Consider the following 18,235-nt stretch of genomic DNA (forward strand, 5'->3'; position numbering starts at 1 on the left):
TAAGCTTTCAGGTAAAAGTGTGGAACATTTAAAAAGAATACTGTACGTTTCTCTTGCTCATATATACTCAAGCTTATTTATCATATACATCCCTTTCATATATCTAAAAAAGCTTAAAAGAAGTCTTAAGAATAGTAGCTATAGGCAAAGATGGGGAGAAAGGTTTGCTCAAACCAAACTTCGTTTGAAAGATTGTATCTGGATTCACTCTGTATCTGTTGGTGAAACTGTATCAGCAGAACCTCTAGTAAGAGAATTACTTAAAAACTTTCCTAATGAAAATTTTGTCATAACAACTACAACACCTACAGGCAGTGATGTTGTCAAAAATCTCTACAGCAAACATAAAAATGTACATCACATGTATATTCCTTATGACACAATACCATTTGTAAATAGTTTCTTTGTAAAAGTTAACCCCAAAGCTTTTGTAATCATCGAAACAGAGATATGGCCCAATATACTAAATAAATGTTTTGCTGAAAATATTCCCGTAATAATAACAAATGCGCGCTTATCAAGAAGATCTATGAGAAACTACACCAAAATACCTTTTGGTAAAGATTTCTTATTCAAAAACATCGCTCAAATAAATGCTCAAACAGAAAAAGATGCAAAAAGATTCTGTTCATTGGGAGTGGATAAGGAAAAAGTTACAGTAACTGGAAATCTAAAATACAATCTTATAGCTCCTGAAAACCTTGAAGATAAAATGCTTAATATAAAGCAAAGTATACACGGTAGACCAGCATGGATTGCTGGTAGCACTCATCAAGGAGAAGAGGAGATAATACTTGCCGCTCATAAAGAAATATTAATTACTCATCCAAATTGTCTATTAATAATAGTACCAAGACATAAAGAACGTTTCCAAAAAGTAGAAAAACTCATCATAAACGAAGGATTTTCTTACCAAAAAAGATCTTCTTGTATTAATGAGATTTTCAATCACACTCAGATATACTTAGGTGATACTATGGGAGAGTTATTGCACTTATATTATATCTCAACTATCACATTTGTGGGTGGTACATTAATAGATAATGGAGGTCACAATTTATTAGAGCCTGCAGCTCTTGCAAAACCAATTATAAGTGGCACAAGCCTTTATAACTTTAGTCAAATCTCAAAAGAATTAATCCGTAATAGAGCACTAGTACGAGTCAAAAATCATACCGACCTCGCTGATAACGTAATTAAATTACTAGACAATAAAGAGTATTTAGCGCAAATGTCGCAAGGCGCTCTAAAGACATTTGAGGCTCATAGTGATGTTCTAGAAAAACAATATAATAATATAGCGAAATTCTTATGAGTATTAATACTACATTAGAAAATTTCAACCTTTTTGCAGAAAATTTGTTTTGCGACATAAAATCACCTTCTGAAAAACTCAAAGAAGCTATGAAATATAGTTTTTTTAGTGGTGGCAAAAGAATACGTGCTCAATTTGTATATGCATTAGGTGAGACACTTAACATAGACATTCAAGACTGTCATAAAATTGCATTTGCTATAGAGTGTATACATACATATTCACTCATACATGATGATCTTCCAGCAATGGATGACGATGTCTTACGAAGAGGTAAGCCTACATGTCATATAAGATTTAACGAAGCGACAGCAATTCTAGCTGGAGATGCCTTACAATCACTAGGATTTGAGATTATTAACACTTTAGATATAGAAGATTTACATAAGCTAAGAAAAGTTAATATCATATTTGCGAAATGTTGTGGCTTAGAAGGTATGGTTGGAGGACAACAATTAGATATAGATGGCGAAAATCAAAACCTAAAATTAGAAGAGTTAGAAATTCTTCATATAAATAAAACTGCAAAAATGTTTAGAGCAAGCATTATACTACCTTATATAATCTCAAAATATAACGATATTAAAACTGAAACTCTTTTAACAAAACTTTCTGATTTAATTGGATTATGCTTCCAAATTAAAGACGATATTCTAGATGTCACAAAATCCACAGAAGAGCTTGGTAAGACTAGTGCGAAAGATATAGATGCTAACAAATCCACCTATGTGTCACTAATGGGACTTAATGAGGCGAATAAGTACCTACACCATAAAAAAGATGAAATTAAAAAATTATTATCCGAATTATATAACAGAAATATTCCGACACAAAATTTAGAAAAACTTATTGAATTAGTTATTAATAGAAACTATTAACTATTTTTGTTACAATTTTGTAATTATTTATTTTGTGACAAATTTTAAAACACATAATACTATGCAGATAATACAAAAAATTTATGCTTGGCTAGTACATCTATTTACTTCATTAGGTGCGGTCTTTGGTATACTTGCCATCATTTTTTCTATAGAAGCTGCTAAGGCTACTGTAACAAATCAGATAGATCTTCACCACTATTATATTAAACTTTCAATGTTTAGTATAATTATGGCTATCTTTATTGACTCTATTGATGGTAGCCTTGCTAGACTAGTAGATATCAAAAAATTAGCTCCTCTAGACGGCGCATTACTTGATAATATTATAGATTTCACAACATATTCTATTGTTCCTTGTATTTGGATATATGTCTCCGGCATAGTCTCACAAGAATGGTTAATCCCTGTAGTTGTAATGATAACAATTTCATCGTCATATCAGTTTTGTCAAACTAATGCAAAAACTGATGATCACTTTTTTGTTGGCTTTCCTAGTTACTGGAATGTGATGGCGATGTATATGTTATGTTTTCAGTCTCCTCAATGGATCAATGAAACTGTAATAATTGTACTTTCTATATTTTCATTTGTTCCGATAAAATATATCTACTTATCAAGAACAGAGCACATAAGTAAAAGTAAATTTATAAAAACATTTACTTTTATATTTACAATGCTTGCATCCATTTCTACATTTCTAGCCGTCTTAATGTATCCAATAAAAACTCCAACCCCTTTCATATTAATAATATTAATTTTTTCGATCTTTTATATATTATTTAGTCTCAAACTTAATATTAAACCAGTAAAAAACTAATCTCTTTAGCGAATATTCATCCTATATGGTAATATATTGTCTATGGTGAAATATTAGTCAATTTTTATATGAAAGTCTTAAGTCAAGAAGAACGCCAAAAACTCTTTGTCGAAAATATATTCCCATACAAACATAAGATCCCTCGTAAAGTATATGAAAAGCAAAAGCATCATTTACAAATAGAATTATTAAAATTTCAAAAATGGGTTAAAGAAAATAATAAAAAAGTTCTAATTATTTTTGAAGGAAGGGATGCTGCTGGGAAAGGTGGTACAATAAAAAGAGTTATGGAGCACTTAAATCCGCGTGGTGCTAAAGTAATAGCATTAGAAAAACCTTCCGAAAGAGAAAGAAATCAATGGTACTTTCAAAGATATATTGAGCATCTTCCATCAGGAGGAGATATAATACTTTTTGATAGATCTTGGTATAACAGAGCTGGTGTAGAACGAGTTATGGGTTTCTGTACAGAGAGAGAATATTTCTTATTTCTAGAACAAGCACCACAACTTGAAAAAATGCTAGTTGATAGTGGCACCATAATCATCAAGTTCTGGTTTTCCGTAAGCCAACAGGAACAAAAAGATAGATTTGCTGCTAGAGAAAACCATCCTCTAAAACAATGGAAGCTTAGCCCAATTGATAAAGCCTCTTTAGATAAATGGGATGATTACACTGAGGCTAAAGAAAGAATGTTTATATATACAGATAAACCTTATGCTCCATGGGTAATAGTAAAGTCCGATGACAAGAAACGCGCAAGGATAAATGCCATTAGATACATATTAAATAGTATAGACTATGATAACAAAGACCCAGAAGTAGCAATTGCTCCAGATCCCCTTATCGTAGGAACTTCATCAAAAATTTACAAATAACAACAACTTATACAAAATAGCTATTGACTAAAGATTATATTTGAAATATAATCTTATCTATAGTTTTGGGCCTATAGCTCAGTTGGTTAGAGCGCCGGACTCATAATCCGTAGGTCGTAGGTTCGAGTCCTACTGGGCCCACCAAAATATTTTCCCATTAAATGAATTCTATAATAATTTACTAAAAACAATATTTATATTTGGGAAACACTTTTCTGAAAATGATTTTAAAGGTCTAAATTATTCGAATTTTAATGATTAAATACTAAGAAAAACTATGGATTTAAAATTAAACGACTACATATCCCGACAATTTTTTTACTCTAATAATTACAGTATAGCCGCTAAATAATTTTGTTTATCTTTTTTTGTAAGTCTAACTTTATGCTCATTCATCAGAATACCATTAAACGATTTACTTAAAGCCTCAAGTATATCAAGCATAAGCTCATAACATGTTTTAACATCATAACCTATGTTAGCTAGTTTTCTATAGTTCATTACGGCTATGACGCCTTTGACTTCTCCGTCATTAGCTGCTGCGAACACTTGCTCTTCACTATCAGGTAAAACACTAAAAATTACATCTTTATAGTTTACTTTTTGAAAAACTTTTTCATCTGTAAATTTAATACCATAATATTTCAAAAATGTTGCTAAATCTTTCACTTGCATAGATTGCGCTGCTTCAAAATAGATAAGCAAAAAGCCATCTCTTAATAATGGATATTCACGTTGCACATCTTCAACATATGCCTTATCTGGCGAGTTTTTAGCTTGACTCACAAGCTCTTGGCTATTTGCATGCTCAATATTTGCTAAAATATCTTTCTGCCTAACTCTCAAACTCTTACGAAATAAATCTATTATAATTAAGATCACTAAAATTAAAACTAAAGCTAATATCAATGTCATTTATTTAGTACCTGCGGTGTTTTTCATACTCATGTATTATATATTTATAGATCATAAAAATTAAGATTTTTCTATAATTGCATCCAATACTTCTATGATCTTTTCTTCTGTATCAACAACCATATCTTGATGAATTTTTTTAAATTCTTGAATTATATAATCATTTCTTTGCTTATCATCAAACAATCTTTTCAATTCATGAAAAAGATTATCTACCGTACAATCCTCTTGGATCAATTCTTTTATTATCTCACTTCCATGCAAAATATTTGGAAAAGCCCAGTAACTATGCCCACGAATAAGAATTCTACCCATAAACGCTGAAAGCCTAGATAGCTTGTAACCAACCACCATAGGTAATTTACATAACATAGCCTCCAAAGTTGCAGTTCCTGAAGCTAATAAACTTAAATCTGAAGCCTTCAATACATCATGAGAGTTTGTTTCAAAAACTTCGATTCCTAAACTTTTGATTTGTGAATCATATTGATCAAATATTGGTTTAAGAGATGATTTGGCTAGTGGCATAATAGCCTTAAACTCATATCCAAACTCTTGTAGCTTTTCTATAGCATTTAAAAATAATGGCAACAATCTAGTTACTTCAGTAGTTCTACTTCCTGGCAATACTGATAATATTGGTAGCTCTACATTTTCAAGACCTAAACGCTTTTTACATTTTGATCTATCAATATCTAAAGGTATATTTTTAGCAAGTGGATGACCTACATATATTGCCTCAAAATTATGCCTTTTTTTATAATACTCTACTTCAAAGGGTAAAATTGCTAGAATTTTATCAGTTGCCTTTCTGATTTTTCTGATGCGATACTCTCTCCACACCCATATCTTAGGACTTACATAATGTATAGTCTTAATACCACTTGCTCTTAATTTTTTTTCTACTGTAAGATTAAAATCCGGAGCATCAATACCAATAAATATATCTGGCCTATTTTGCTTAAAGTAATTTATTATTTTTTTGCGTATACTTAATATACCAAGACCTTTTGAAAGAATTTCGAGAAAACCTATTAATGACAGAGCATCCATAGGATACAAACTTTTAAAACCTTGCGCCTCCATTTTAGGTCCTCCAATGCCTTCAATTTTAGCATTTGGATATTTCTTCTTTAGCGCTTCAACAAGAGTTGCACCCAACTGATCCCCTGAAAGTTCTCCAGCTACAATGCCTATTCTCATTATCTCAGTATACCTCTACGTGAAGTGCTTATCACATCAACAAACGGTTCTAATACAGGTTCTTCATCTGCCATTTCTTTAATAACCTCAAAAGCTTCTTTGATCATCAAACCTTTTCGATACAGCACTTTATACACTTCTTTAATTTTCTTTAAGTGTTCCGGCGTAAATCCTCTTCGTTTAAGACCTTCTGTGTTGATACCACATGGAGTAGCTCCTGCCGTTACGGCTGTAACCATTAAATATGGAGGAACGTCTTTTCCGACAAGGGCAGCATGAGCTATAAATGCATGCTTACCAACACGGCAAAACTGATGAATACCAACGTTTGAACTCAGAATAACAAAATCATCAATATGAACATGACCCGCAAGACCAACACCATTAACAAGACTTACATTGTTCCCAACTTTACAATCATGCCCTATATGTACATAACACATAATAAGGTTATTATTACCAATTGCTGTTACACCTGTCTCTTTTGATGTACCACCATGTATAGTGACACACTCTCTAATGATATTATTATCGCCGATAACAACTTGAGAAAAGTCTCCTTTCCTATAAGTATAATCAATAGGATCATCACCAATTGATGCATACTGGAAAATTCGGTTATTTTTACCTATTACCGTATTATCACCGATGGTAACATGACTTTTTAGTTCAGTACCCTCACCAACAACAGCATTTTCTCCAATAACACAGAATGGCCCTACTATAGCACTTTCGGCTATCTTGGCGCTTTCATGTACTACTGCCAAACTATGTATCACAATTAATAATCCTTATATGCTGCCATTAACTCAGCTGAACAAACTATTTGCCCATCAACTTTAGCTACAGACTCAGCTGTACAAATAATATTTTTCTGCTTAACCATGCGCGACTCAATAACTAGAACATCCCCAGGAACAACTGGTCTCTTTACTCTTACTTTATCAATACCTGCTAACATAAATGTTCTTCTTCCACCACCGGCCTTAGCAACAACATGAGCAAATAAAGTCTCAGCCATCAACTCACCAAGTATAGCAGTCGCTTGAGCCATAGCTTCAACGATTAAAACTCCAGGCATCACCGGAAATTCTGGAAAATGTCCATTAAAAAAGTCTTCATTTATAGTTACATTCTTATGAGCTACGATCGTTCTATCTTCAATACTCCAATCAACAATCTTATCTAAAAGAGCAAAAGGATACCTATGAGGCAAAATCTTTCTAATCCCCATTACATCTATATGCTTATTTTTTTCATCAAACTGGCTCATGCAATAATCCTTACTTATTTAATTTATCTTCTAGTTGTTTTACTTTTTTTATCAAATTGTCGATTTTAGACAGCTTTGCTACAAATCGTCCCCACTGAATTCTTGGTTTAGCTTCAAACGCAGCGTAATACATTCCTGGTTGAGTAATTGACTTGCCTATATTAGATGCTCCACCAATAATTGTATTATCACAAATACTTATGTGACCTGTTATCGCAGACTGTCCTCCTATCAAGCAGTTATCTCCTATAGTTGTACTTCCAGCAACTGCCGTTACACCAGCCAAAGCAGTATTACGACCAATGACTACATTATGAGCTATCTGCACTAAATTATCAATACGCGCGCCTTTTTTAATAATGGTATCATCAATAGCTCCTCGATCGACTGTCGTTCCGGAACCAATCTCAACATCATCTTCAATTATAACTCTTCCTAATTGAGGGATTTTAGTCCAACTACCATCATCATCTCTAGCATTACCAAACCCATCACAACCAATAACTGCATTTTGATGTATTATGCAATTAGCTCCAATTTCAACGTCATGAGCTATAGATACATTACTTTTTATAAGTGTATCACTACCAATTTTAGTACCTTCATCAACAGTTGCACATGAACCAATAAATACATTATCACCAATAACAACATTTTCACCAACAACGGCATTTGCTCCGATAGTCACATTCTCACCTATAATAGCACTTGAAGCTATTATAGCCTTACTGTGTATTTTACCATCTGGCTGCGGTGATTTATCGAAAAGCTCCATAACTTTAGCTAAAGCCATATATGGATTTGATAGCACTACCGCATTAGTATTGCAAAACCCTAATGCTTCTTCTGTGATCAAAACCGCAGAAGCTTTAGTTTCAGATAGGGCTTTTAAATATTTAGGATTTGTGCAAAAAGAAATATCACCAACGCCTGCTTTTTCTAGAGTAGCTATTCTACTTATCTCAACACTTTTATCACCCTTGACTTCACCATCTAACTTCGAAGCTAAAAAATCTAAAGAATACATATCATAACCCCCAATAATTAAGAGTTCTTATTCATAATTTCAATTACTTGACTTGATACATCATCCACATTATTTACATAAGCCAATGCCTGAGTTGTCATGACAATATTATAACCCTTTTGCTTAGCAATTGTTGCCACCGCACTATCAAACGATGCCTGGAATTTCTTGGATAACTTATCTTTAGCTGCATACTCTTTTTGTTGAAGAACTTGAGCCTTCTGAGCAAAATTTTGTTGCTCTTGTTGGATTTGCTGCTGCTGCTTCTCTAATTCAGCTTTTGTCATAGTAGCTGAATTTTCTTGAAGAGTTCTCATTTGTTGCATAATATCATTTTGTTCTTGCTTGAGTTTTGCAGCTTCTGGCTTTAAATCGTTTTCCATTTTCTTTACACTAACCGATCCCAAATCAGAATCATTGAAGATCTCTACAGGGTTAACTACAGCTATTTTAGTATCCGCGTAAACTCCGGTAACAGCGCCAGCCAAAACACACAGTGATAACACAACTTTTTTCATCTTTAAAGATCTCCCTTAAATTTTCTTATATATACATCTATAGATTCTAACATAATATTATAGAACTTGTTAAATCGTTTTGGTATTAGATTTAGTTAAATAATTATTTATGTAAATACGTTATTTTAGAAGTTTTGCCCTAATGAGAACTGGAATACTTGTGTTACATCTCCCGGTAAAACATTAAATGGTTGTGCTATAGAAACAGCTAAAGGTCCCATTGGTGATGCCCATCTAAATTCTACACCAACAGAATATTTAAGATTAGTAAATGACGGTGTTGTTTGTTGTTGAGGTTGAGGAGCTACAACACCAGATAAATCATAAGTAGTATAAGTATTACCTATATCCAAAAATGCACCTATCCTCATTTTTGAACTATCCTTAATAAATGGCACAGGAAAAAGTAAATCATAGTTATTATAAATATTAAGGTTACCACCAATTGAATTACCCACTTGACCATTTTGTAAATTCACATCTCGAGGACCCAAAGAACCTTGTAAGAAGCCTCGTACACTTCCCCAGCCACCTCCGTAGAAGTTTTCATAGAAAGGAAGTTCTGCAGTGCCACCATAACCCCCACCATACTGCACACCGCCTCTGATTGTTAGTGCCGACATATCAGTATTTGGTATTGCAATATTATATTTACCACCAACCTCAATTTTATAAGCTTCGATATTACTGATAACAGGGATGTTAACAGAACCGTTAATATCAAATGAACCACCATCAGTTGCAAACATATATTTATTAGAGTTATCAAAACTCCAACCAGCAGTTAAAGCAGGCTCATTAAAGTTATTTCTTCCACCCTGTTGCTGTATAAACCACTGCACAATAGATGAATCAAAGCCTTGCGACTGATTAATAGTGTTATTTGCAAATGTTATACCTGCAGAAACATTACTAAATGTTGATATTGGCACACCATACATTAACCTTGCACCAATTGTATCTAATCGATACGCCGCAATAGCATTAGTTTTTGCAAAGTTTGATCTATTAATATAAGCTGAAATACTTTGACTAATGCCCGAAGTAGTAAAATAAGGATCAATATAGCTTATATCCAACTGTTGGAATGGAATCGATAATTGCGCATTAAGATTAAAGGTATTACCAGTACCAAAAACGTTAGGCATATTAAGCCTACCACCAATCATGAAACCATATAAATCCGAGAAACCTAAGCTTCCACTAATTGAATTCGCATTCCTCTCTTTAATATTGTAGTTAACATCAACCAAATCATCAGAACCTGCTACAGGTACAAGCTCCATATCAGCACCTGCAACATATGGTAACTGATCCAATCTTCTTTGAGATTTATCTATTGCTTCTTTATTATATTGACTTTGTTCATAATATTGTAACTGCCTACGAAATACGTAATCATTTGTTACATTATTACCAAAGAAGTTAACTCGATTTACATATACTTTTTTACCCGCATCTACGACAAACTTAAAAGATACTATACGTTTTTTCTTATCAACTGTAGGAATAGGATTAACTGTAGCAAACGCATAACCTTTACTACCTAATAGTGTTTTTATACCTTCAACAGTATCAACAAGCTTACTTTTAGAAAAAACCTCTCCTTGCTTAATTTTTATCAAAGACTCTAACTCAGATTTTGGCAAGATAAACTTACCTGTTAAAGTCACAGTTCCTACCTTATATACTTCACCTTCAGCAACATCAAGAGTAATATATGAATGCTCACGATCTTTTGACATTGATGCTTGTCTAGAAGTAACTTTAAAATCTAGATAACCCCTATCAAGATAATAATTAGTGACACCTTGAACAGATTGATTCATACCCTCTGGAGAATAACTATCAAATGATGACAAAAAGCCCCATAGATTCCATATAGATGGAACTTGAAAAGCCATACTACTGCCCAAATCAGAATCATCAAAATTCTTATTACCAACAAAATTTATAGAGTCTATTGTTGCGGGTTTACCCTCTTTAAAAGTGATATTAATATCTATCCTATTATTAGGAAGTTTTCTAATATTTTCGTTAACTTCAGCACCATATAACCCCATCATAGAATATTGATTTAATAAAGACTGTTTAAGTAAAAACATCGTATTAGGGTTATATACATTACCAACATATATACCTGCATCAGTAAAGACTTTTTCTAAATCTTCTTTTTTAAGTTTTTTATTCCCAGTAAAATTAAAGCCAGCAATAATAGGTCTTTCTTTGACATTAATAAAAAGGTTACTACCTTTACGATATAAATCTATACTGTTGAAAAACCCAGTACCATAAAGATTGTTAATAATTTGATTTGTATCTTCCGGAGTAATATAGCTACCTTTTTTATAGCCAATACGGCTTTTCACTACATCACTCTGTAAACCTTCTAATCCTTTTATGGAAACATTGTCTAATATAAAGCTGTCATTATCTGCCCAGCCATTTAATGCAATACCCATAAGAAGAGAGGCTAATACAAACTTCTTTCTCAAAAAAAACACTCAATTTACCCCAAAATAGAATCCACATATTCTCGAGTTCTTTTATCTATTTCAAAAACTTCTTCTATGCTTATTGGATTCTCAAAAATTAACTCGTTTGTTACTTTTTTATTTACTTCTATAATATCTAAATACTTAATTTTTTCATTTAAAAATGCTGCTACTAAAACTTCGTTTGCAGCGTTAAAAACTATATTCGCTGCATAATTTTTATTACTTAAATTATCAAAAACTATTTTTAAAGCCTCAAATCTTTCAAAACATGCTTCTCTAAAAGAGAGCTCATATTTTGTGAAATTTAATTTATCAACACCAACTGACCCTCTATTTGGATAGTACATTGAATTAGCTATTGGAGTCCTCATATCAGGTACACCCAACTGCGCTATATAACTACCGTCCACATATTTAACCATGGAGTGAATTACACTCTGCGGATGAATCAGAACGCCTATTTTATCAGCTGAAACAGAAAAAAGCCAATATGCTTCGATAACTTCTAGTGCTTTATTTACCATTGTTGATGAATCAACCGATATTTTTCGTCCCATTTGCCAGTTAGGATGAGCACATGCTTGAGCAGGTGTAACATCTATCAACTCACTCAACTCTTTATCCCTAAAAGGTCCGCCAGATGCTGTCAAAACTATTTCGTCTATTTCTTTTGTATATTTCTTACTGGAGTTATCAATACATTGAAATATAGCATTATGCTCACTATCTACAGGTATAAGCTGAGCATTATTTTTCTCAACTTCTTCAATTAAGAGATGTCCTGCTGTTACAAGAGACTCTTTATTCGCAAGCAGAATTTTTTTACCTGCTCTAGCTGCAGCAAAAGTAGGCCTAAGACCTGCTATACCAACTATAGCAGACATTACCATATCCACTTCTGACGCACTAGAAACTTCTTCTAAAGCATTTTCACCAACTAGAACAGTAACATTTGGTACCAAAGTTTGTAACTGTTGTTTTTTCGCTAAATCTGAAACAACAGCGAATCTAGGTGAGAACTCTTTACATAATTTCGCTAATTTTTCTACATTACTAAAAGCCGATAAGGCATAGACCTCAAAATCATTACTCTCTCTGATTACGGCTAGAGTACTATCTCCAATTGAACCTGTAGCTCCTAATATAGTTACCGTTTTCTTTAGCATATAACTTATTCACTCTGCTCTGTCGCTTCTGAAGACTCTAACTCCAGATCATCATGAGTTTCTTCATCTTCTTGCTTAACTACCTTTAAGCTAATGAGTTTTTCATTATTTTTTAAATTAATAAGTCTAACTCCCTGAGCAGAACGTCCACATTCTCTAACTTGATCGGATGATGTTCTAACTAATGTTCCATTATCCGTAATCATCACGATGTCTTCATCGTTATCGACAAGAACCGCAACAACAACTTTACCATTTCTTTCGGAAGTTGATATAGCGATTACACCTTGACTAGCTCGTTTAGTTTTACGATATTCTGATACCGCAGTACGCTTACCATAACCATTTTCAGTCGCAGCTAAAACTACTCCTTCATCTGGATTTGTCACAATTACAGAAACTATTTTTTGATTATCGTGTAAACGCATGCCTGTAACACCAGCTGCTGAGCGCCCCATAGCTCTTACATCTGATTCATCAAAACGAATAGCTTTACCAGCATCCGAGAACATCATAATCTGCTTATTGCCATCAGTAAGAGCTACATATGACAACTCATCTCCATCATTTAAACCTATAGCTATCTTACCTGTAGAACGAGGTCTAGCAAACTCTGATAAATCAACTTTTTTAACCCTGCCAAGCTTAGTTGACATAAACACATACCAGCCTTCCGTAAACTCAGAAATTGGCATTAAAGCGGTTATTCTTTCATTCTTATCAAGTGGTAAAATATTATTGATAGGTCGACCTTTAGAAATTCTACTTGCCACAGGAAAATCGTATACTTTCGACCAGTACACTCGACCCAAGCTAGAGAAACAAAGCATTGTGTCATGAGTTGAAGCAAGCATTAGTTTAAAGATACTATCTTCTTCTTTAGTCTTAGTTGCAGACTTACCAACACCACCACGTTTTTGAGCATTATACATGCTAAGTGGCTGAGTTTTGACATAACCATCCATTGATAGAGTTACAACCATATCCTCTTCTGTAATTAGATCCTCTCTTGTAAGATCTAGTCTTGACACAATAATCTCAGACTTTCTCTCATCTCCATAATTATCTCTAATCTCAACAAGCTCTTCTTTCACAACACGAATTAGCTCACTTACATCACTTAAAATACCTATTAGATATTTAATTCTTTCAATAAGTTCTTTAAATTCGTTAGTAATTTTATCTTGCTCTAAACCTGTTAATCTGTGCAATCTTAAAGCAAGTATTGCCTCAGCCTGTTCTTCTGTAAGATTATAAGAACTATCTACTTGAATACCATAATGAGATGCTAATGTTTCTTTACGATACATTTTAACATCCACTCCCTCAAGCATACTCTTAACCATAGAACCATTCCATGATCTAGCAAGCATTGATTCTTTTGCATCAGCAGGACTTGGAGAAGCCTTAATAAGCTCAATCATTTCATCAATATTTGCTAATGAAAGTAATAAGCCCTCTAAAATATGCGCTCGCTCTTTTGACTTTCTTAACTCAAAAATTGTTCTTCTCGTAACAACTTCTTTTCTGTGTTTAATAAATTGCTCTAATATCTCTTTAAGATTCAGTAACTTAGGTCTATTATCACTAAGAGCAACCATATTTATACCAAAACTACACTGAAGCTGAGTTTGTGCATAAAGAGTATTTAAAACAACTTCTGGAGACTCATCTCTCTTAAGGTCAATTACAACACGAATACCATCCTTATCAGACTCATCTCTAAGCTCAGATATACCAGTTACCTTCTTGTCTTTTACAAGCTCTGCAATTTTTTCAACAAGCTTAGCTTTATTTACTTGATATGGTATTTCTGTAATCACAATCTGCGACTTGCCAGAAGCTTCATCTTCATGAATATCAGCCTTAGCACGCATAATCACACGACCACGACCTGTTTTGTAGGCCTCTAAAATACCATCAGTACCATTTATATAAGATCCTGTAGGAAAATCAGGAGCTGGAATATATTGAATTAAGTCTTCTATCGTAAGTTGTGAGTTATCAATAAGAGCCATAGTCCCATTGATAACTTCTGTCATATTATGTGGTGGAATATTTGTCGCCATACCAACAGCAATACCTGAAGAACCATTTATCAAAAGATTTGGAACTCTAGTTGGTAATACATCTGGGACAAGTTCAGTATTGTCATAGTTTGGTGAAAAATCTACTGTTTCTTTGTCAATGTCTATTAAAAGCTCATGAGTAAGCTTTTGCATTCTAATCTCTGTATAACGCATCGCAGCTGGAGAGTCGCCATCAACAGAACCAAAGTTACCCTGACCATCAACTAATGTATAGCGTAATGAAAATGGCTGTGCCATCCTAACGATAGTATCATACACTGCCGTATCACCATGAGGATGGTATTTACCGATCACATCACCGACAACCCTTGCAGACTTTTTGTATGGCCTATTATAATAATTAGATAATTCGTTCATCGCAAACAGTACTCTACGATGCACAGGCTTCAAACCATCCCTCACATCTGGCAAGGCACGACCAATGATTACACTCATAGCATAATCAAGGTAAGATTGCTTCAGTTCTTTTTCTATATTTATAGATGATGATTCTTTAGTAGGTATAGACATTACTTATCGCTTATAACAAAGATAAAACATATAGGCAACATTTTAACATAACCGATACTAAAAAGCACTCTTTAGAGCCTTACTCAAAATCTAAGGATACAATAACTCCTTCATAAAAAGCCTATTTAAATAGTGTTTATCAATTTTTGATAAGCACTATTAATATCTAACAAATAAATAACCTTAATTTGGATATATAATAGTCCCACAAAATTCAAAATACTAAACTACCAGACTCTAGTGGGGAAATATCAGATGAAGAAAAAATTATTAATTAGCGCCTTAACTCTAAGTGCTATAACACCGACTCTAACATTCGCACACGGCGCTCTTTCATACCCTGAAAGTAGACAGATGTATTGTATGAATATTGCATCATGGGATGGCGGAGATGATCCAGTATGTAAAGCAATTGCCGCAGCAGGCGCACAAGCAGTATGGACAGACTGGTCTGGAGTTGCTCAGGGTGATGCAAACGCTCGATTCAAAAACCCTCAAACAGCCAATATATTAGGAAGTCATGCGGCGGCAGCTTCTAGCTCAGGAGTATGTAGTGGCGCAAACTCAAAATATAGCATCTTAGACGACACATCTATTAACTGGGAAGCACATGCAACGAAAATAAATATCCAAGATCAAAAAGATATGAAATATTCTGTAACAGCACCACATAAAACAGCTTATGATCTTGGATTTGGTAAAGGATATTTAGCTTTATATATCACAGATAATAGCTGGAAACCTGGTCAAGAGGTTACAAAAGCAAACCTTATTCACCTATGCACATACGAACCTAGTGCAGATGGTAATTCTCCTATGCAAACTGGTATTGATGGAAAAGTAGAAAGTTTCAAATGTGAGATACCAAATACTGTATCTAATGGTCCACATGTAATATATAGTATCTGGCAAAGAAGTGACTCAGCAGAAGCATTCTACAGCTGTAGCGATATTGACATTATAAATTCTCAACCAGTTGAAATAAATTGGAATAAATATTTAGAGATGCCAATGTATGTTTTAAATGTTGGTGACAAAGTACTATTTTCAGCAAACATAGATGGTAAGAGTGTTTCAAAATCTATTGAAATTACAGAAGAAAACAAAAATGACTGGCAATATGATCTTGCTGAAAAAATTAACAGCTCTTCAGACATTGTTCAAGCAGGTAAATTAAACTCAAAAAATAAAATAGAGCCTCAACACAACAATGAAAATATAATCTATATCAACAGCCAAGAAAGTGCCAAAGTAAGCGATATCACTTTCAAGCATGAGGAAGGTCAACAACCAGAACCAGAGCATTACGATTTCGCACCTATAGCAGCAATGAACAAATCTAGCAACGTTATCTACGACATCCCATCATTAAAAGTTGGAGATAAGCTTGTATTTAGATTATTTAATAATAAAACAAACCTTTTAACTAATGTTAAATCAGGTAATACAGATATTGATAAAATAGCTTTAAAAATAACAGACAAAAACATTGGGAAATGGCAGTTTGCTTTAGCCAAAAAGTTCAATGATAAATCTACTGTTAAAGACAAGGTTGTAATAGGCTATTTAAATGATGATGAAGTATCTCCATCTAACAGTAAGAATGCCAATGCAGTATACGCTATAAAGTCAGCTCTTGATACTGGTGATAATTACTCTTGGACTATTGACATTAGAAGCAGTGAAGATCCTCAACCAGAGCCAGAACCGACACCATCAGATAACTATACTTACCCTGAAGGCATTGGTTCATACGAGTTAGGCACGATAGTAATATCTGATAATAAAGAATTTAAATGTAAAGTTCCTAGCTGGTGTAACAGTGAAGCCTATAAACCTTTAGGAATATACTCTAGCGCAGCATGGGAAGATATGAGTGAACAGCCAGAGCCTGAACCGACTCCTGAAGGGACATGGGATAAAAATAAAGTATATACAGAACAAGACAAACCTGTAACACTTGAAGGCATAACATACAAGGCAAATTATTGGACTCAAGGAGATGATCCGCGCAAAAATAATTGTCAATATGGCTGTCCTTGGACTAAGGTATAACTTCAACACTCTATAATTAAGAATATTTATATCATGATTAAAAAATACACAATGTTAATAAGTATAGCTATACTCTCCATTACAGCAAGCTATGCACTACCACAACACGCTCCAGATGAAGAAGTTTGTGATATGCATGCCTTCACACAGTATAATAAACACCTAGCTTTTCATAACCTTCATGATTTATCGAGTCAAATTTCAAAGTTACCAGTTATTGGCAAATTAAACTCTGAAGATACGATAATACAATTCTGTGATTTTCAATCGATTAATTGCTTGAAGAACTATAAAATTTTATCTGAAGTTCATAACAGCAATAAAGATATTACTATTTATATACTAACTAATAGCCAAGACAAAACAACAATATCTGAAACTTTATCTAAGAATGGATTTGATAAAAATTATATAAGCATGTACCTACAAAATTTGGAAAATATTAACTCTGCATATAACAATTTGACAAAAGAGTTGAAAATAGACCATACTCCATCAGTGTACATAATGAAGACCAACGCAACAAAACTCGATCAAATCTATTTCTCGGAGCATGAACAAGTACCAGAGTATATAATTGAAAGAGCGCTTAACTATCTATCAATAAATAAGGTTAATTGAATATGAAAAAAATTATTTTAAGTATTTCTACATTTCTAATAATTACATCTTTTGGATTTAGTAATACTCAAGAACTAAAAAAAGAATGCAACATAGAGTCTTGTGAACTTAAGATAACCCATGTTGAAGTAGAAAAACCAAGTGATAACGATACCGCTATAAAAATGCACATTAAAAACAACGGAAATAAAACTGTTGATATTATTGCTGCATACTCTCCAATAGATACAAAAACCCAACTTCATCATTTTGTTACAATTGGTAATAAGCGTGTAATGAAACAAATAAAAACTATTGAAATATATCCACATAACAGTGTAGATTTATCATTCCAAGAGTTGCATATAATGTTAATAGGGTTAAAAGAAAAACTCACTAAAGGCCAAAAGGTACCTCTTACTCTAATCCTTGAGGATGGTAGTACACTATCAACAACCGCAATAGTTGATTAATTTCTTAGAGTAACTT

General features: G+C 33.4%; 16 protein-coding genes and 1 tRNA gene. 8 read left to right on the forward strand and 9 right to left on the reverse strand.

Annotated elements, in window-relative coordinates:
• Positions 1–19 precede the first annotated feature (19 nt).
• The 5 genes from waaA to ACKTR7_RS06295 all read left to right on the forward strand — a co-directional run bounded on the left by waaA (position 20) and on the right by ACKTR7_RS06295 (position 4,035).
• A complete protein-coding gene (gene waaA, locus ACKTR7_RS06275) occupies positions 20–1,315 on the forward strand; it encodes a lipid IV(A) 3-deoxy-D-manno-octulosonic acid transferase (protein ID WP_407877514.1) in 1,296 nt (431 codons plus the stop codon).
• Positions 1,312–2,193, forward strand: coding sequence for a polyprenyl synthetase family protein (locus ACKTR7_RS06280; protein WP_407877515.1), 882 nt, complete (start codon positions 1,312–1,314; stop codon positions 2,191–2,193). Before waaA ends, ACKTR7_RS06280 begins: the two co-directional genes overlap by 4 nt.
• Positions 2,194–2,254: 61 nt before the next feature.
• Positions 2,255–3,013 (forward strand): CDP-alcohol phosphatidyltransferase family protein, encoded by a 759-nt coding sequence (locus ACKTR7_RS06285; protein WP_044526765.1) that lies wholly within the window; start codon positions 2,255–2,257, stop codon positions 3,011–3,013.
• A 68-nt stretch (positions 3,014–3,081) separates the two neighbouring features.
• Positions 3,082–3,891, forward strand: a complete 810-nt coding sequence (gene ppk2, locus ACKTR7_RS06290) for a polyphosphate kinase 2 (protein WP_004287226.1) — start codon at positions 3,082–3,084, stop codon at positions 3,889–3,891.
• A 67-nt stretch (positions 3,892–3,958) separates the two neighbouring features.
• Positions 3,959–4,035: transfer RNA gene (locus tag ACKTR7_RS06295), tRNA-Ile, on the forward strand.
• A 186-nt stretch (positions 4,036–4,221) separates the two neighbouring features.
• Here the strand turns inward: ACKTR7_RS06295 and ACKTR7_RS06300 are convergent.
• The 9 genes from ACKTR7_RS06300 to gyrA all read right to left on the reverse strand — a co-directional run bounded on the left by ACKTR7_RS06300 (position 4,222) and on the right by gyrA (position 15,091).
• Positions 4,222–4,806 carry a cell division protein ZipA C-terminal FtsZ-binding domain-containing protein gene (locus tag ACKTR7_RS06300; protein ID WP_159184534.1) on the reverse strand — a complete coding sequence of 195 codons (585 nt, stop codon included), beginning with the start codon at positions 4,804–4,806 and terminating at the stop codon, positions 4,222–4,224.
• 60 nt (positions 4,807–4,866) lie between these two features.
• Complete coding sequence (gene lpxB / locus ACKTR7_RS06305; RefSeq protein ID WP_407877516.1) at positions 4,867–6,009, reverse strand: lipid-A-disaccharide synthase; 1,143 nt, start codon at positions 6,007–6,009, stop codon at positions 4,867–4,869.
• A complete protein-coding gene (gene lpxA, locus ACKTR7_RS06310) occupies positions 6,009–6,788 on the reverse strand; it encodes an acyl-ACP--UDP-N-acetylglucosamine O-acyltransferase (protein WP_407877517.1) in 780 nt (259 codons plus the stop codon). Before lpxA ends, lpxB begins: the two co-directional genes overlap by 1 nt.
• Positions 6,789–6,790: 2 nt before the next feature.
• On the reverse strand, positions 6,791–7,282 hold the full coding sequence (gene fabZ / locus ACKTR7_RS06315) for a 3-hydroxyacyl-ACP dehydratase FabZ (protein WP_004287222.1): 492 nt from the start codon (positions 7,280–7,282) through the stop codon (positions 6,791–6,793).
• A gap of 10 nt (positions 7,283–7,292) precedes the next feature.
• Complete coding sequence (gene lpxD, locus ACKTR7_RS06320; protein ID WP_407877518.1) at positions 7,293–8,309, reverse strand: UDP-3-O-(3-hydroxymyristoyl)glucosamine N-acyltransferase; 1,017 nt, start codon at positions 8,307–8,309, stop codon at positions 7,293–7,295.
• A gap of 17 nt (positions 8,310–8,326) precedes the next feature.
• Positions 8,327–8,827 (reverse strand): OmpH family outer membrane protein, encoded by a 501-nt coding sequence (locus ACKTR7_RS06325; RefSeq protein WP_407877519.1) that lies wholly within the window; start codon positions 8,825–8,827, stop codon positions 8,327–8,329.
• Between the two features lie 125 nt (positions 8,828–8,952).
• Positions 8,953–11,331 carry an outer membrane protein assembly factor BamA gene (gene bamA, locus ACKTR7_RS06330; protein WP_407877520.1) on the reverse strand — a complete coding sequence of 793 codons (2,379 nt, stop codon included), beginning with the start codon at positions 11,329–11,331 and terminating at the stop codon, positions 8,953–8,955.
• Between the two features lie 5 nt (positions 11,332–11,336).
• Entirely contained in the window at positions 11,337–12,491 is a 1,155-nt protein-coding gene (gene dxr / locus ACKTR7_RS06335; RefSeq protein WP_407877521.1) for a 1-deoxy-D-xylulose-5-phosphate reductoisomerase, read from the reverse strand.
• A gap of 5 nt (positions 12,492–12,496) precedes the next feature.
• Complete coding sequence (gene gyrA / locus ACKTR7_RS06340) at positions 12,497–15,091, reverse strand: DNA gyrase subunit A (protein ID WP_407877522.1); 2,595 nt, start codon at positions 15,089–15,091, stop codon at positions 12,497–12,499.
• A gap of 255 nt (positions 15,092–15,346) precedes the next feature.
• Here gyrA and ACKTR7_RS06345 point away from each other — a divergent pair, with 255 nt between their 5' ends.
• Genes ACKTR7_RS06345 through ACKTR7_RS06355 form a run of 3 tightly spaced genes read left to right on the forward strand, consistent with a single transcriptional unit; the run spans position 15,347 to position 18,219 of the window.
• Positions 15,347–17,146: a lytic polysaccharide monooxygenase gene (locus ACKTR7_RS06345; protein ID WP_407877523.1), complete on the forward strand. Its 1,800-nt coding sequence runs from the start codon at positions 15,347–15,349 to the stop codon at positions 17,144–17,146.
• Positions 17,147–17,179: 33 nt separating this feature from the next.
• A complete protein-coding gene (locus ACKTR7_RS06350; protein ID WP_407877524.1) occupies positions 17,180–17,767 on the forward strand; it encodes a hypothetical protein in 588 nt (195 codons plus the stop codon).
• Positions 17,768–17,769: 2 nt separating this feature from the next.
• On the forward strand, positions 17,770–18,219 hold the full coding sequence (locus ACKTR7_RS06355) for a copper chaperone PCu(A)C (RefSeq protein WP_407877525.1): 450 nt from the start codon (positions 17,770–17,772) through the stop codon (positions 18,217–18,219).
• The last annotated feature ends 16 nt before the right edge of the window (positions 18,220–18,235 follow it).

The organism is Francisella sciaenopsi (assembly GCF_045862875.1).
Taxonomy (GTDB): domain Bacteria; phylum Pseudomonadota; class Gammaproteobacteria; order Francisellales; family Francisellaceae; genus Francisella; species Francisella sciaenopsi.

Excerpts from the sequence above, each read along its gene's own strand:
- lpxB (WP_407877516.1), bottom strand. The coding sequence starts at position 6,009 with ATGAGAATAGGCATTGTAGCTGGAGAACTTTCAGGGGATCAGTTGGGT.
- fabZ (WP_004287222.1), bottom strand. The coding sequence starts at position 7,282 with ATGAGCCAGTTTGATGAAAAAAATAAGCATATAGATGTAATGGGGATT.
- ACKTR7_RS06350 (WP_407877524.1), top strand. The coding sequence starts at position 17,180 with ATGATTAAAAAATACACAATGTTAATAAGTATAGCTATACTCTCCATT.
- lpxD (WP_407877518.1), bottom strand. The coding sequence starts at position 8,309 with ATGTATTCTTTAGATTTTTTAGCTTCGAAGTTAGATGGTGAAGTCAAG.
- ACKTR7_RS06280 (WP_407877515.1), top strand. The coding sequence starts at position 1,312 with ATGAGTATTAATACTACATTAGAAAATTTCAACCTTTTTGCAGAAAAT.
- ACKTR7_RS06345 (WP_407877523.1), top strand. The coding sequence starts at position 15,347 with ATGAAGAAAAAATTATTAATTAGCGCCTTAACTCTAAGTGCTATAACA.
- ACKTR7_RS06355 (WP_407877525.1), top strand. The coding sequence starts at position 17,770 with ATGAAAAAAATTATTTTAAGTATTTCTACATTTCTAATAATTACATCT.
- ACKTR7_RS06325 (WP_407877519.1), bottom strand. The coding sequence starts at position 8,827 with ATGAAAAAAGTTGTGTTATCACTGTGTGTTTTGGCTGGCGCTGTTACC.
- gyrA (WP_407877522.1), bottom strand. The coding sequence starts at position 15,091 with ATGTCTATACCTACTAAAGAATCATCATCTATAAATATAGAAAAAGAA.
- ppk2 (WP_004287226.1), top strand. The coding sequence starts at position 3,082 with ATGAAAGTCTTAAGTCAAGAAGAACGCCAAAAACTCTTTGTCGAAAAT.
- dxr (WP_407877521.1), bottom strand. The coding sequence starts at position 12,491 with ATGCTAAAGAAAACGGTAACTATATTAGGAGCTACAGGTTCAATTGGA.
- ACKTR7_RS06285 (WP_044526765.1), top strand. The coding sequence starts at position 2,255 with ATGCAGATAATACAAAAAATTTATGCTTGGCTAGTACATCTATTTACT.
- ACKTR7_RS06300 (WP_159184534.1), bottom strand. The coding sequence starts at position 4,806 with ATGACATTGATATTAGCTTTAGTTTTAATTTTAGTGATCTTAATTATA.